This is a genomic window from Cryobacterium melibiosiphilum, from assembly GCF_003602235.1.
Lineage (GTDB): Bacteria > Actinomycetota > Actinomycetes > Actinomycetales > Microbacteriaceae > Cryobacterium > Cryobacterium melibiosiphilum.
In genome coordinates this window covers 26,153-41,105 of the sequence record NZ_QZVS01000071.1, presented here as the reverse complement: position 1 = coordinate 41,105, position 14,953 = coordinate 26,153, and the positions used below count along the sequence as shown (strand labels likewise).

The following is a 14,953-nucleotide window of genomic DNA, read 5'->3' as shown; positions in this document are numbered from 1 at the left end:
TCCATGAACCTGCGCGATCTCACACACATCGTTTTTCGGCGCTGGCTGCTCGTCCTGCTGGGCGTTCTCGTGACGGGCGGTGTCTGCTACGGCCTCTTCACGACCGTGCCGGTGAGCTACGTCGCGCGCACCAGCCTCGTCATGCTGCCACCGGCGACGGTCGTGCAGGGTGGCAACCCCTTCCTGTACCTGGGCGGTCTGGGTCAGGCACTTGACGTACTCACGCGCAAGATCAACGCCGATGAGGTCGCGAAGCCGATCGAAGCGTCCTACCCCGATGCAGCATTCACCGCGATGGCCGACTCCGCGACCAGCGGGCCAATCCTGCTGGTCGAGGGCACAGCTCCCACGGCTGCCGACGCCCTCGCTGTGACGGAGGCAGCGGTGAACGCTGCCCCCGGCGCGCTGTCCTCGCTCCAGACGGGCCTGTCTGTGCCCGCCCCGGCACGGATCACACTCGAGCCTCTGTCAGTTGACGAGAAACCAACCGTGAACTTTCGCAATCGAGTGCAGGCCATAGGCGCCGCCGCGGCAGCCGGGCTCATCGCGACGCTGCTGCTCGCCGCCTATCGGGATGGCCGGGTGCGCGCACGCCGAGATGGTGACGGATTGCCGTCCGTCGCCCTGGTCGGTGCCGTCCCCACCGAAGCAGCCGCGCTGACAGCCACGACGCACACCGCGGCAGTGGCCGGACCGACCGGTCCCCCCGCATCCGCCGGCGCCATTACCCCAACTCGTTCCAAGTCTGCTCGCCCACCGGCAGAGCCCGTACACCGATGAGAAATCGCTGGGAGCTGCGTCGACGAGCGCGTCTCCCCGGCACCGACCGGTTCGTTCCCGATGCCGTCACGCTGCTGACGGTGTACCTCATCGTGCTCTATGCCATCCCGTCCAATCGCGTGATCAGCGATCTGGGGTCGGCCGGTTCTGTCGGCGTGCTCTTCGGGCTCGGTGCCGCGATTCTGTGGACGGTGAACCAGGTCCAGGGAACGGACCGCGAGACGCCGGGCGCCCGCCCGGTGCGTTTCGCCGTCGTGTTGTTTCTTTTCGTCTCACTGGCCAGCTACATCGTGGCGATGACGCGCCCGCTCCCGCCGCAGGAACTAACGATTGCGGACACCGGGCTCATCCGACTGATCGCCTGGGCGGGAATCCTGCTGCTCGCCCACGACGGCGTCCCTTCGATGGACCGGCTCGTCACCCTGCTTCGGCGGTTCGTGGTCGCCGGAACACTGCTGGCAATTTTGGGCGTGACCCAGTTCATAACTCGGCTGCCGATGATCGATGTCATCTCCATCCCCGGGCTGCAAGCCAGCATGGACTACGCATCGGTGGAAACACGCGGGGGCCTGGTCCGAGCAGCCGGTACGTCCATTCATCCCTTGGAATACACGCTCGTGCTCGCAATGGCCTTTCCCCTAGCATTGACGCTCGCGCTCCGCAGGGGAGACCGACCGTTCCTGTCCCGGTGGCTCCCGGTCGGTCTGATCCTGCTCGGGCTCACGCTGTCGGGTTCGCGGTCGGCCGTGATCGGAATAGTAGCGGGCGTTGTGATCCTTATCCCGACGTGGTCGCGCACGATTCGCTGGCGGCTCGCCCTCTCCGCCATAGTGTTGCTGGCGCTCGTCTACGCCGCAGCGCCCCGGGTGATCACCAACATGCGCTATATGTTTCTTGCGATTTTCGAGGACCCGAGCGCAGCGTCCCGCGCCGACAGCCTCGGCGTCTTCACTCAGCTCTTCGCCGTCAACCCCATTCTGGGGCGCGGATTCGGCACTTTCCTCCCGCAGTACCGAATCCTTGATAACCAGTATTTCCTGCTCATTCTGGAAACCGGGATACTCGGCGTGTGCGCGTTCCTGCTGATCTGTCTGACCGCCGTCGTCGGGGTCATCCGCGCGGGCCGCACACTCGCCGACACCCGCGCGCACGACCTGGGTTTCGCCCTCGCGGGGTCCGTGATCGCCGGCGCCACCCTGCTTTTCCTCTTCGACGCGCTGTCCTTCCCGCAGTCCGCCGGGACAATATTTCTGGTCCTCGGATTATGCGGGGCCTACTGGCGGCTGGCGCGAGAGAACCTCCCCGCCGCCCACGCCCACGTGGAACTATCCGAGCAGGAGCGCATCCGCCCATGATCGATCTCGCAATTATCGTAGTGGCGTACCAGAGCGCCGCTGATCTTCCGAAACTGCTCGCGACCCTGCCGGCGGCGGCTGGCGGGTTGACCTGGCAAGCGATCGTCGTGGACAATTCCAGCGATCCCGGTCTTGCGGCGGCGTGCGGCAGCCCCGACAACGTTTGTTTCGTTGATGCTGGTTCCAACCTCGGGTACTCCGGCGGACTCAACGTAGGAGTCCGCAACGCTCCCGATTCGCACTTCACGGTCTTCCTCAACCCTGACCTCAGCCTGGGGGCGAATGCGCTGCTGCGCCTCGTCGAGGGGTGCTCGAAACGGGGAGCGGCAGCATCCGTTCCGCTCGTTCTCGATGATTCCGGCAAGCCCCAGCCATCCTTGCGACGGGAGCCGACGACCCTGCGCTCACTCGGTGAAGCGCTCTTCGGTGACCACTGGCCCACCCGGCCGCCGTGGCTCGCGGAGATGGTACGGCTGCCGGCGGACTACGCTAGCGCCCGGCCCGTGGAGTGGGCCACGGGCGCCGCCCTTCTCGTGCGCACGAGCGTCGTCGAGGCAATCGGTCCGTGGGACTCCGAGAGATTCTTTCTCTATTCGGAGGAGACGGACTACGCCCGCCGCATTCGCGCCCGGGGCTACACGATCGAATTCGCACCGACCGCGATCGTCCACCATCGCGGCGCCGGCTCCGGGAGCGGACCTGCCCTTGACGCGCTCCTCGCCGTCAACAAGGTGCGCTACTTCCAAAAATGGCACGGGCAGCCGTCCAGCCTTCTCTTTTTCGGCGTGGCTGTCATTCACAACGCGCTGAGGTTGCGTCGCCCGGAATCGCGGGCCACCCTGCGTGCGCTCTTCTCGGCGCCCGCGCGCGCCGCGCTGCCCGGAGGTATCGTATGAGTGCTCTGACAGGCTCCGAGCCGCGGCTTCCGCACGCCGCAATCGTGATCGCCGCCCACAACGAATCTGCCGTGATCGCCCGGTGCCTCGATGCCCTACTGCCAGTCGTGCAGAGCGGTGACGTGCAGGTCATCGTGGTCTGCAACGGCTGTGTCGATGACACGGCCGACATCGCCCGCCGTCACGCCGGAGTCACCGTGCTCGAACTCGCGGTGGCCTCAAAGGCTGCGGCCCTTCGAGCCGGTGACCGCGCCGCCGTCATCGGCCCTCGCATCTACCTCGACGCCGACGTCGTCATGACCGCGGCAGCGGCAGTGGAGGTGGTGCGCAGCCTGCAGCCCGGCGGCGCCCTGGCGAGCCGGCCACCCATCAGCTTTGAGTCGACGGATGCAGCGTGGCTGGTGCGGCGTTGGTACCGCGTGCGTGCCCAGCTGCCGTCGATCCACAACGTGCTCTGGGGTGCCGGCACCTATGCACTCTCGGAAGCCGGCCGAGCGCGGTTCGAGGAATTTCCCGACATCGTGTCGGACGACCTGTTCATCGACCAGCTGATTGCTCTGCACGAACGTGTCATCGTGGCAACCGACCCGGTCATCGTTCGCACACCGCGCCACGCTGCCGACCTGCTCAAGGTACTCAAGCGCACCTATCGAACCCAGAGCGATGTCGTGACCGCCCCGCGCCTGGGCACGGCACCCGGCCCGCAGGCGATATCCGGAAGCCAACGGGCACAACTCGATGATCTTCTGGGACTACTGCGGCGTGAGCCGACACGGGCTTTCGACATCGCCCTCTACGTGGCTCTGATAGCCACCGCACGCGTGCAGGCACGGTTCCGTCCGGGCTCAGTCCGTTGGGAGCGCGACAACAGCTCCCGCGCGTGACCGACCGCGTGACCGACCGCGTGGGTGCCGATCTAGACTCGGCTCGGACGGGACACGACACGATCGAAGAGGGACGTTGCGACGCCGCCAATCCCCAGGCCGAGCAGGACAATGGCGCCGACCGCTCGGGTACGACTTCCGTCCGCGTACTCCATGACGGGCGCCTGCGGGCTGGTCAGGGTGGTGATTTGGTTGACAGCACTGACGGATGCCTGAACCTGTTTGGACTCGGCGAGCGCATTGATGTCGCTGATGACCTGTTCCAGTTCCTGACGGACGTCCTTGTCGCTACCGCCCACGACCTCCACGCTCAGTACCGGGTTTCTGAAGGAGTCTTTCCACTGTCCACCGCTGTTGAGCAAGGTGACCGCATGTCCCTCGCGAACCCCGGCGCCGTACAGCGTGGCCGTGGAATTCGAGAATCGTGCGGTATTGACGTTTCCGTTGTATTCGCGCTCGACCAGGGCGGCAAAGTTGATGAGGCTGTCCGAGGTGTCACTGAGCGAATTCCCGGTCAGATCGGTCGGCGCCAGAAACACCAGGTTGACCCGGGTCGAATAAACGCCCTCGGCCTGCGTCGCCAGCACGACTGCTCCGAGCGTCAGAACGGCGAATCCTGCCGCGATGTACCAGCGTCGAAGCCATGATCGGAGCAATCGGTTGATTATCACGCTGTCGCCTTCTGGAACTGGGTATGTTGGCCGGGTCCGTCCCACGAATTGGGCGGGTGAGTCATTCGCTCGTGAGTATGATATGGGCACCGCGCGTGGATAAAAAGGGGTTGACCAGTCAATTTCTGACGGCAACTGTCCAGAGAGCGTGAATGCCACTGGTCGCAATTCAGAGAGGGCCGCACACGACACGAAACGGCCGTCGTTTAACCCGCTACTTATACAGGCGCGTGCATTATAACCAAAAATCGAACGGATTTACACAGACTCTAGGTTCTACCCCCCAAACGGGGTACAGTCGTGCGCACTGGCAGTGGAGACTTCCGGTGCCGATAAACAGCCCAGAGGGCGCGTCGACGGGCTACTGGCCGTCGACGACAGGAGGTAGTTAGTCTTGAAGATAGAAACAGCGAAGCGCACCAGGCCATCCTGGCGACGCACGTCGCTCATCGCAATTATTACAGCCACGGGGCTGGCTCTGGCCGGGGCGCCCTTTGCGTCAGCACTTCCGGCCGTGGCACCGCACGCAGCCGTTCCGGCCGGATCAGCCGGATTGTTCGGTTCCGAAACGCCGGCCGTTGCCTCGGCCACCGATGATCCCGCCGCAGTGGAATTGGGCGTCTCATTCGTGCCCTCCGTTGCCGGATCGGCCACCGGAATCCGGTTCTACAAGGGAGCCTCGAACACGGGAACGCACAAGGGCAATCTGTGGTCCTCGTCGGGCACCAAGCTCGCATCGGTGACTTTCACGGGTGAAACCGCGAGCGGATGGCAGGGGGCAACCCTCGCCACCCCCGTCGCCCTGACGGCAGGGAAACGCTATATCGTGTCCTACCTGGCCCCGCGCGGCAACTACGCCTACACCACCAACTACTTCGCCAACGCGAAGACCGCCGGCTCACTGACCGCTCGTGCGGGAAGTAACGGGGTGTACAAGTATGGTTCGACCGGTGGGTTCCCGTCCTCCAGCTTCAAGTCGACGAACTACTTCGTGGACGTCGCCTTCCAGCCGTCGGCCGTGACGCCGACACCGGCGCCCACGCCGACGCCGGCACCCACTCCGACGCCCGCACCCACGCCGACGCCCGCACCATCACCGGCGCCAGCACCGAGCGGCTGGCCCAGTGCCGCCACGACCGGGGTACCTGCGGGTACAGCGTTGACGTCGTCCGGCGGTTTGAACATCACCACTGCGGGAACGGTCATCAGCGGACGCAACATCAGCGGAGACGTTCACGTCAGCGCACCAAACGTGGTCATCAAGAATTCCAAGGTGAACGGACGAATTATCGTCGACCGCGGCTCGACCGGGACTCTGATTCAGCGCGTCGAGATCGCCGGACCGGGTGTCTCTCATCCCGACACCGACCGACCCGGAATCTCGGTCAGTGATTACACCTGTGACGGCTGCAACATCCACGGCTGGGGAAAAGGGGCGTACACCGACACGAACGTCGTAATCAAGAACTCCTGGATTCACAACATGCCCGTGTACGGCGATCCCGGCAATGGCGGAAGCCACAACGAGCCGATCCTGGCCATCAACGCGAAGAACATCACCATCACGAACAACCGTCTCGACGCGGGACTCCAGGGTAACTTCTCCGCAGCGTTGGCTCTCTACAGCCAGGGAGGAACAACCGAGAACGCCCTCGTTCAGGGCAACCTCTTCAACGGCGGCGGTTTTTGCCTCTATGCGGGGACTGACAACTCCATTCGGGCTGTCGGCGTGCGGATTCTGGGCAACACCTTTGGTACTGAAATGGCACCGAAGTGCGGCTTCTACGGAGCAGCAACCGCGTATTACAACGGAAACGGCAGCCAGTGGAGCGGAAACGTCTGGCAGAATACCGGCGCAACGGTACCGATGCCCTAGCCCGCGAGGCTCTGATCATCGTTCACACTGACAGGTAGTCAAGCACTGATCCCGACCCTCATCAGGGTCGGGATCAGTGCTGTATCGGGATCAGTGCTGTATCGGGATCAGTGCTTTAAGGGGTTCCCCTGTTCTCAGGTTCCGGTTACCTCCTCGACGATGATCCGGACGACGGCATCCTGGGTCGGCTTCCATGACCGCCCGACGACGGATGACGCGGCAGCAGAGGCTTGCCCAGTGGGGTCGCTGGCGGTCACCGCGGCGCTGAGGGCGCCGGCCAGTGCAGCAGCGGTCGACTCTGCCCACAGAACGTGGGGATTGGGCAGTGTCAGACGGGCAAGGGGGACGTCGTTGACGACGGGGATATTCCCGGCAGCCAGCATCTCCTCCGCCACGAGGGTGATGTTGGTGAAGGACATCGCGAGTCCCGCTATCGTGCGCCCGTACAGGTCGTTCAGTTCGGCTGCGTCCATGCGCCCATGGAAGGTGAACGGCACCTTGAGCCCACGCGGCACAGCTCCATAGACGTGGATTTCCTGGTCGGGGTGTCGCTGGTGGAATACGGCGAGCGCGATACACGCGAGCAGGTATCCGCGGCGCGGGGTTTCTGGTCGACAGTAGAAGACGATACCGCTGCGCACGGTCCCCGCAGCGGGCAGGTGATAGACAGACGAGTCGCAGCCGAACGGTACGACATCGCTGCTGAGCCCGGTTTGCTCGCGGATCATTCCGTCGAGCATCTCCCCCAGAACAATCCGCCGGAACGGCAGCTGGTAGGTCATCGCCGCGAATGCCGATTCAGCGCCGTGCCCATAGAAGAACGGCTCGTAGTCCTGGATGAAGTAAAGCCGGCGCATCGGCGACCGAGCGTATTTGACGATCACGTGCGCTGACTCCCAGGCCGTGGCGATGACCGCGTCCACGTGCTCAATGCCGGCACGCGCGTCGCGGACCTCGGCGCGAACTCCCGGCCAATTCTCCCGTATGACCGATGTCAGTCTGGCTTCATCAAGACCGTGCTTGTCGTACAGGAACAGCACGCACTGATGCCCGGCCGCTTCGAGCGCCTCGATCAGTCGAAAGAGAGTGGTGTGCCCACCCGACCCGGGTGCGGGCGGCGTGGCCACCCAGCCGATCCGCAGCGGCCGACCCGGCCCGGGACGTATCGCGGGCACGGGCAGTTGAGCGGGGACGTCGACGAGGAGATCGTCCAGATCGAGATTGAATCCGAGATCGGCGGCGCCGGTCCCCCGGTAGGCGCGCTGCGCGATGCGCTGCGCGATGCCGGACGGGCCGACAGCCAATGCTCGGCGGGTCTTTCCAATGAGCTCCGCACGGTGGTTCATATTCTGACCGTTCCTCCTCGTTGATCCCCCGAGAATCGACCCGGTTGGGCCGCTTCGTCGGGGGTGTTGATTGCTGCAGTGTCCCGGAGCAGGCGCGCATGCTCATCGAGCGTTGCGGCGACGCCGGCGGATGCGTCGCGCGGCGCCACCGGCACATCGCGTTCGCGATGCACGGTATCCACGACCCGCTGAATCGCCTCGCTGAGTTCGGCCGAATTTTGTTGGCGTTTCGCGCTCCACCTGGACCGTTCGACACGGGCATCCGTCACGTCGCTCGCGTTGCCGGTGGCGTTGGAAACCAGCACCGAACGCTGGGGATCGCGCCCGACGAGTTCACGAGCCCCGCCGACGTCGCTCAGGATCAAGGGCAGCCCGGCGGCCCACGCTTCGGTCGCGGCGACAGGCCAGCCCTCGAAGTAGGAGTTGAGCAGGAACGCGTCAGCAGCAGCAATCAAGGTCTGTCCGTCGGATGTCGCGAGCAAGTGCACACGATCAGCATCACGGCTGCCCCGCCGGATCGCGTCGGCTCGCCTGAACTCGACCCAGTCGGAAGGATCACCGGCGATCACCAGCTGCGCTGGCACACCCGAGGCAACGCAGGCCAAGAACGATGCCACTGTTCCGGCGATGTTCTTCTGGGCGTCGTACCGCGCCAGGCATACGAAAACAACGTCATCGCCAAACCGGCCGCCGACGGCTCGCTCAACGAGCTCTCGCGCGTCTCGACGCTGCTGAGGTGCGAGGAGACCCGACCCGTGTGCGGCATTCGGGATCACCGTGATCCGGGACCGAAGAGCCACCGCTACATGACCGACGTGGAAAGAACGCACAAGCTCGCTGACCGCGACAGCGGCGACCGAGTGCTCCAGCAGTTCCGAGAACCGGCGCCAGCGCGTCCGAGAGTAGTGAATCTCAGTGTTGTGCAGCACGGAGACGAGGGGCACCCCGCTGTCCCGAGCAGCAGCCACAACAAAGGACGGTGCGTCGTGGAGCTGGATGACATCCGGGCCGAGCTCGGCGAAGGCGCTCAGGGCTGATGCACGGTCGACGACCGTACGCACCTGGACCCCCATCTCACGGAGTCGCTGGGCCCGCATGCCGTCACCCAGACAGACCACGGCCGGTGTCACGCCGCGCGCGGGCAGTCCCGCGGCGAGCAGCTCGACCACGGAACCGATGCCTCCGATGTCCAGCGCACTCACGCCGAGAACACAGGTGAGATCCCCAGCCGGGGCGGGCGTCGTGGCCGGTTCCGCTTTCAGACCAGCGCCGAGGGCCTGCACCGCGGGCAACGGCTGATGAAGAAGAGCTCGGGTGAGCGGGTACACGTATCCGTACCGAAGTCGGGGCGGCAGCATTCCGGTCGCCCGCGTGACGACGCCCAGCGCCAGCGCGCTGGCGTGTGCGGCCGCTCGAGTCAGCCCCCGTTCGGCGGTCATGGCCGGACTCCCAGCCGTGCACGAAAACCACGGCGTGAACCGTTCCCGAACCGACGCACGATCCTGAGCACTTCGCGGATGGCCGGCTTGGCCATGAGCAGGGTGATTCCCAGGTGGACCGTGAACATGACAGCCACGATCAGGCCGAGAGCGAGCAACGGGGGAAGTTCCGCGGTCCAGTACGTGCACGCGAGTCCGGCTGCTCCCATGCATCCGACGACGGTCACCAGATAGACAAACGGCCGAGCGATGGAGCGCACCGTCGTCTGCAGCGCACGAGCAACGAGGAACCAGCGGACGACGGTCGCCACGGTCGCGACGCACAGGAATCCGACGGCGATGGAGACCAGTCCCCAGCGCACCGCGAAAACCGTGGTCGCAAATGTCAGCAGGTCGATGATCAGGGCGTAGATGAACCATTTTCCGGGTCTGCCCATTCCATAGAACAACCCGTGATCAAGCCACGCGCCAACCGCGAGCGTACCGGCGAGCGCGAGGACCTGCGCAACCTGATAGCTCTGCTCCCAGCCGTCGCCGAAAAGGATCGGGATCATCAGCGGCGCTGCGACGGCGACGATGGTGAGCGGGAGCGAGAGCACGGCATAGGTGACTTCGAGTGCACGCCGATAGGCGTCCCGCAATCTCGCAGCCGAATCGCGAATCTTGGCAAAGGCGACGTTCGTGACGGGAACAATGGCGCTGCCGGTCAGATCCTGCACGATTTGCACGATGCGCTGGGCGATACTCATGAGTCCCAGGGCCGCAAGGCCGAGGGTTGCAGAGATCACGGCGGCCTCGCCCCAGGCTCGAAGCATCGCGACGAACTCCACGCCGAGCACCTGCCCGCCAAAGCGCGCCATTCGGACACAGTCCGTGCGGGAGAAGGCCCAGGACGGGTGCCACCTGACCGTTGCCCACGCCAGCAGTGTCGAGAGGGCAGCGGCCACGAGCGTCTGTGCGACGAGGGCCCAGATGCCCAGGCCGGAGAACGCCATGACGATCGCGGCAATTTGCGCGACTATGGCCGCCGCCGCCCCCTGAGCCGCGATCGTCGCAAAGCGCATATCGCGGCGCAGGAGTGCCATCGGGACGGAACCAACCGCCGTGATGATGACCCAGACCGACAGGATCTGCAGAACCGGCACGACGCCGGGGGCCGCAAAAATGGCGCCCAGCAGCGGGGACAGGAGAGCCACGCATCCGCACAAGAGGATGCCCGCCGTCATCGAAAACCAAAAAGCGGTGCTCAGCATTCGCCGGTCGGTCTTCTCGACCTGAACGATGTAGGCGGCGAATCCCAGGTCGGCGAGGAGGAAGAAAAACGGCAGCACCGTCAGTGCTGCCGCCACGGTACCGAATTCCTCGGGTGTGAGCAGCCGCGTGAGCACCGCGATCGTCACGACACTGAGGACTCGGATCACCCACTTCTGAATCGTGATCCACAGGACTCCGGCAGCGGCAGTGCGCCCGACGTCGATCTGGGGCTCGATCTCACCCGCCTCGTCCTCGCTCCGGAGGGAAGGGGCGGGCAGGTCGGTGGAGAGTCCGGTCTGGCCGCTCCCCGTCTGCTCGCCGGTCACCGCGCACCCTCTGGGGAGGCCCCCGGGAAGCCGAGCGCGTGACGACCAATTCGCGCGAACTTCGCGGAGAGCATTCGGCCCTCGATCGGAAGATCGGCAAACCAGTCACGGCTCGTGTAGTCGCTCTGAACAGTTCGGTAGAAGGCAATGAGCCTGTCAGCCATCGCGGTGAGGCCAAAACGTTCCTCGGCGAACGACCGGCCGAAGCCGCCCAGTTCCGCGCGTCTGTCGGGATCAGAGAGGAGCGGCGTAATCATCGCCACCAGCCGCGCCGCCGGATCAGGAACACTATCGGGACTCCAGAAACTGCTCCGCGCGAGGCTCTCTGCGGACGACGAGTCGAACACCTGTGACCAGCCGGCCTCGCCCTGCACGACGAGCGGCTTAGCGAAGGCCAGCGCCCGTGCGGCCGAGCCCCCCATTCCCAGAACGATGTCGGCGGCGGCATAGGCCGGTCGAGGATCGGCCAGCGCCCCGACCAGCCGGACGGCGAGTCTGCCTGCCTCGTTGTTGACGTCATCCGCTCGTGACTGGATCGCGGCCACATTGTCCCCGGTGCCGACGATCGCGAGGTTGGCGCCCGTCCGGGCGAGCACGCGCATCGCGTCGATGGCGACGTTGATGGGTACCGACTTCATGCTCACATCGAGCCGGCTGACGATGACCAGGAGCGGGGCGGCATCGAGGCGATTGTCGCCACGAAAATCCGTGCCTGCCCGCACATCCGGGTGATTCTCGATCAGATCAACGGGGGGACTGATGAGGATGGTGCGGCCCGGGCGATCATGCTGTTCGTCGCGCTGATAGCCCGTTCCCACGATCATCGGCATGTGTCGGAACATCTTGGCTGACACGCTCATCTCGTAGACCGTCTGTACCCACGGCGTTCGGGCGAACCTGCACGGCCCCCAGTAGGCCGGCCGTGCTCCCCCTCCCCAGGATCCGTAGACGTGCACGACATCGACACCGTGCCTGCGGGCGAGGGCGCTGAGCTGGCGTGCGCGGGTGAAGATGGATGGCGCGGGGTCGTACAGGAGGATTTCCATGTCGCGCGCGGCGGCGATCTCAATCATCGAGGGGCCATCGGGAATGGTGTCCCGTGCGCCCACCAGGATTGACTCGACCCCGCGACCGCGCATCTCGGCCGCGAGGTCAACCGCATTGATCTGCGTTCCGCCGAGCTGGAGGGAGTTCAGATGCACCAGCACCCGGAGCGACGATTCTTCTCCTATCACCGTGCTCCGACCGTGACCCTGGCCGTGGCCGTGATGAGCTCGGCCACGACCACAGCCTGCAGGTCGGCCGTCAGGTGCGGGAACATCGGGAGTGACAGGATGCGCTTGGCCGCCGATTCCGCAACGGGGAACTCGCCTGCGCGGTAGCCAAGGCCGGAGTAGGCGGCCGTGAGGTGCAATGGCGTCGGGTAGTGAATCGCGGCACCGATGCCGGCGGCACCCAGCTCCGCGAGCACACGGTCGCGTTCCTCAACCTGAACGACGTAGAGATGCCAGACATCCTCATTGCCCGGTCGCACCAGGGGCACACGCACCTCGGGCACGTCCGCGAGGAGCTCGGTGTAGCGGGAGGCTGCAACCCGACGCGCGGCATTCCACGCATCCAAACGCCGCAGCTTGGCGCGCAGCACCGGCGCCTGGACGGCATCGAGGCGCGAGTTGATACCGACCCGATCGTGGACGTATTTAATCGAGCTGCCGTGGGCACCGAGATTCCGCACGAATTTCGCGACCTCCGGGTCGTTTGTCAGCACGGCACCGGCGTCACCGGCCGCCCCGAGGTTCTTGCCTGGGTAGAAGCTCGTCGCGGCGACCCGGCCCAGCGATCCAGCCCGACCGACCCTGCAGGATGCTCCCTGCGACTGGGCGGCGTCCTCGACGATCTCCAGCCCATACCTCTCGGCGATCGAGTTGAGCTCTTCCATGGGAGCGGTCTGCCCGTAGAGATGCACCGGCACGATGGCCCGGGTGCGCGCGGTGATCGCGTCTTCGACGGCGGCTGGATCGATGAGGAGGTAGTCGACGTCGACGTCGACAAAGACCGGGACGGCACCGATGCGCGAGACAGCCTCGGCCGTGGCAATGAACGTGTTCACGGGAATGATGACTTCGTCGCCCGGACACACGCCCGCCGCCCGCAAGGCCAGCTCGACCGCATCGGTACCGTTGCCGACGCCGACGCAGTAGTCGACGCCGATGAAATCGGCATACTCGCGCTCGAATCCGTCGACCTGCTCCCCCCCGATGAAGCCCGCGGTGGTGAGCAACATCTCCCACACGGGAAGAACTTCCTGCGCGATCTCAGCCTGCTGTGCGGCCAGATCAATGAATGGAACCCTCATACTCGTGCTTCCTCCAGACGGCGGGCAGGAACGCCCACCCACGTTTCTTCTGCGGGCAGTCCCTGCGTCAGCACGGCTCCCATTCCCAGTACCGCGTACGTGCCGACTCGGATTCTTTCCCGCACGCTCGCGTTCATGCCGAGGTATGCGCCCTCCCCGATCGAGGCATGGCCTCCCAGGGCGACACCGGCGCACAGGGTGGCGTACGACTCGACGAAGACGTCGTGCGTGAGCGTGACGTTCGGCATGACGACCACGTGACGACCGATCTCCACGCTCGTGGTCAGAACGACACCCGCGAGGAGGATGCTTCCCGCCCCCACGACGCAATCCCCCGGAACGACGACGCTGGGATCGATCACGCGGATGTAGTCCTGCGTGCTCCGGCCGGTTCGTTCGAGACGGGCCGCGATCGCAGCCCGCGCGGACCCACTCCCGGCGCAAATCACCAGACCCGCCCGCGGATATTTCACCACGAGGTCCGTCCCCCCGAGAACACCCAGCCCGTCCAGGGTCGTGCCCCACAGCTTGGGGTCGTCGTCAAGAAAGCCGATCGGGGTGTATTCGCCGGAGCGCCGCAGCACCGAGAGAGCCTCCCGTGCCAGCCCGCTGGCCGCGACCAGCAGCACGTCAACCATGACCGACCACCGCGAGCGGAGCGAGCACCGCGTCGATGACGGTGGCCTGCTGTGTTTCGTCGAGCTGGTGGTACAGCGGCAGAATCAACGTGGTGCTGGTGAGATGCTCGGACGCCGGCAGGGCGGCGCTGAGAGACGAGCTACCCGCGTATGCCGGCTGCAGGTGCGCACACATGATGCCGCGGCGGGCCGAGACTCCAACTTCGGCCAGGTGCAGGAGAAGGTCCTCCCTGCCGAGCGGATAGTCCTCGCCGACCTCGACCCAGTAGGACTGGAAGTTTGACGTGCCCCATTCGGGGTCGCTCACACAGCGCAGTCCGGGAATGTTCCGGAACTCTTCGGTGTAGCGTGCGGCGAGGGCTTGGCGGCGACGGACGATTTCGGGCAGGCGGCGGAGTTGCACCAGACCGAGGGCAGCCTGCAGGTCGGTCATCCTGAAGTTGAATCCGATCTCGCCATATTCCTCGGCCGGGGCGAGCATCGAGTCCTGTCGATCACTCGCGGACACGCTCATGGCGTGCTCGCGAAGCCGTCGGGCCCGGGACGCCCATTGCTCGTTCGAGGTGGTGAGCATGCCACCTTCTCCCGTGGTGAGGAGCTTGCGAGGATGGAAGGACCAGGCTGTGAGCACGGCGCCGGACCCGACAGGCCGTCCCTTGTACCGGGATCCGGCACCGCAGGCGGCGTCCTCGATGACGACGATGCCCAGAGGGTCGCACAGCGCGCGAATGGGGTCCAGGTCCACAGGAACACCCCCCTGGTCGACGACGATGACAGCGGTCGTCCGGTCGGTGAGGGCCACCCTGATCGTCTCCGCCGTGACGTTGCCGGTGACCGGGTCGACGTCAGCGAACATGGGGCGAGCCCCCACATAGGTGGGCGCGTTGGCTGTGGCGATGAAGGAGAACGACGGCACGACGACGTCGTCGCCTGCGACCACCCCGGCGACGATCAGCGCCAAGTGCAGCGCCGTCGTGCAATTGGACGTTGCCACGGCAAAGTCGGCTTGCATCTCCTGGGCGAAGGCGAGCTCGAAGCTCTTGACCCGGGGGCCTTGGGCCACCCACCCCGACTCGATGACATCCCTCACGGCCTGGATTTCTTCCTCGCCGAACCAAGGCTTCATCACGTT

General features: G+C 65.4%; 13 protein-coding genes. 5 read left to right on the top strand and 8 right to left on the bottom strand.

What is annotated here, in order from left to right; translation table 11 throughout:
- The first annotated feature begins 3 nt into the window (after positions 1-3).
- The 4 genes from D6T64_RS06420 to D6T64_RS06405 are packed head-to-tail and all read left to right on the top strand — an operon-like array spanning position 4 to position 3,915.
- The gene (locus tag D6T64_RS06420) at positions 4-780 is read left to right on the top strand and encodes a hypothetical protein (RefSeq protein ID WP_119973318.1); all 777 of its coding nucleotides are present in this window, start codon (positions 4-6) and stop codon (positions 778-780) included.
- On the top strand, positions 777-2,135 hold the full coding sequence (locus D6T64_RS06415; RefSeq protein ID WP_119973316.1) for an O-antigen ligase family protein: 1,359 nt from the start codon (positions 777-779) through the stop codon (positions 2,133-2,135). The genes D6T64_RS06420 and D6T64_RS06415 overlap by 4 nt, the downstream gene beginning before the upstream one ends.
- Positions 2,132-3,031 carry a glycosyltransferase family 2 protein gene (locus D6T64_RS06410; protein WP_158594835.1) on the top strand — a complete coding sequence of 300 codons (900 nt, stop codon included), beginning with the start codon at positions 2,132-2,134 and terminating at the stop codon, positions 3,029-3,031. Before D6T64_RS06415 ends, D6T64_RS06410 begins: the two co-directional genes overlap by 4 nt.
- Entirely contained in the window at positions 3,028-3,915 is an 888-nt protein-coding gene (locus D6T64_RS06405) for a glycosyltransferase (RefSeq protein ID WP_158594834.1), read from the top strand. Before D6T64_RS06410 ends, D6T64_RS06405 begins: the two co-directional genes overlap by 4 nt.
- Positions 3,916-3,947: 32 nt before the next feature.
- Here the strand turns inward: D6T64_RS06405 and D6T64_RS06400 are convergent, their stop codons facing one another.
- Positions 3,948-4,502 (bottom strand): hypothetical protein, encoded by a 555-nt coding sequence (locus D6T64_RS06400; protein WP_147364496.1) that lies wholly within the window; start codon positions 4,500-4,502, stop codon positions 3,948-3,950.
- A 598-nt stretch (positions 4,503-5,100) separates the two neighbouring features.
- Here D6T64_RS06400 and D6T64_RS06395 point away from each other — a divergent pair.
- Positions 5,101-6,462, top strand: coding sequence for a DUF4082 domain-containing protein (locus tag D6T64_RS06395; protein WP_233550874.1), 1,362 nt, complete (start codon positions 5,101-5,103; stop codon positions 6,460-6,462).
- 134 nt (positions 6,463-6,596) lie between these two features.
- Here the strand turns inward: D6T64_RS06395 and D6T64_RS06390 are convergent, their stop codons facing one another.
- The 7 genes from D6T64_RS06390 to D6T64_RS06360 are packed head-to-tail and all read right to left on the bottom strand — an operon-like array spanning position 6,597 to position 14,947.
- Positions 6,597-7,808, bottom strand: coding sequence for a rhamnosyltransferase WsaF family glycosyltransferase (locus tag D6T64_RS06390; RefSeq protein WP_119973306.1), 1,212 nt, complete (start codon positions 7,806-7,808; stop codon positions 6,597-6,599).
- On the bottom strand, positions 7,805-9,247 hold the full coding sequence (locus D6T64_RS06385; protein ID WP_119973304.1) for a glycosyltransferase family 4 protein: 1,443 nt from the start codon (positions 9,245-9,247) through the stop codon (positions 7,805-7,807). Before D6T64_RS06385 ends, D6T64_RS06390 begins: the two co-directional genes overlap by 4 nt.
- Positions 9,244-10,827: a lipopolysaccharide biosynthesis protein gene (locus tag D6T64_RS06380; protein WP_119973302.1), complete on the bottom strand. Its 1,584-nt coding sequence runs from the start codon at positions 10,825-10,827 to the stop codon at positions 9,244-9,246. Before D6T64_RS06380 ends, D6T64_RS06385 begins: the two co-directional genes overlap by 4 nt.
- Positions 10,824-12,035, bottom strand: coding sequence for a glycosyltransferase family 4 protein (locus D6T64_RS06375; RefSeq protein ID WP_119973299.1), 1,212 nt, complete (start codon positions 12,033-12,035; stop codon positions 10,824-10,826). The genes D6T64_RS06380 and D6T64_RS06375 overlap by 4 nt, the downstream gene beginning before the upstream one ends.
- A 23-nt stretch (positions 12,036-12,058) precedes the next feature.
- Entirely contained in the window at positions 12,059-13,183 is a 1,125-nt protein-coding gene (locus D6T64_RS06370) for a DegT/DnrJ/EryC1/StrS family aminotransferase (RefSeq protein WP_119973297.1), read from the bottom strand.
- Positions 13,180-13,821 carry a NeuD/PglB/VioB family sugar acetyltransferase gene (locus tag D6T64_RS06365; protein ID WP_119973295.1) on the bottom strand — a complete coding sequence of 214 codons (642 nt, stop codon included), beginning with the start codon at positions 13,819-13,821 and terminating at the stop codon, positions 13,180-13,182. The genes D6T64_RS06370 and D6T64_RS06365 overlap by 4 nt, the downstream gene beginning before the upstream one ends.
- Positions 13,814-14,947, bottom strand: coding sequence for a DegT/DnrJ/EryC1/StrS family aminotransferase (locus D6T64_RS06360; RefSeq protein ID WP_119973293.1), 1,134 nt, complete (start codon positions 14,945-14,947; stop codon positions 13,814-13,816). The genes D6T64_RS06365 and D6T64_RS06360 overlap by 8 nt, the downstream gene beginning before the upstream one ends.
- Between the last annotated feature and the right edge of the window lie 6 nt (positions 14,948-14,953).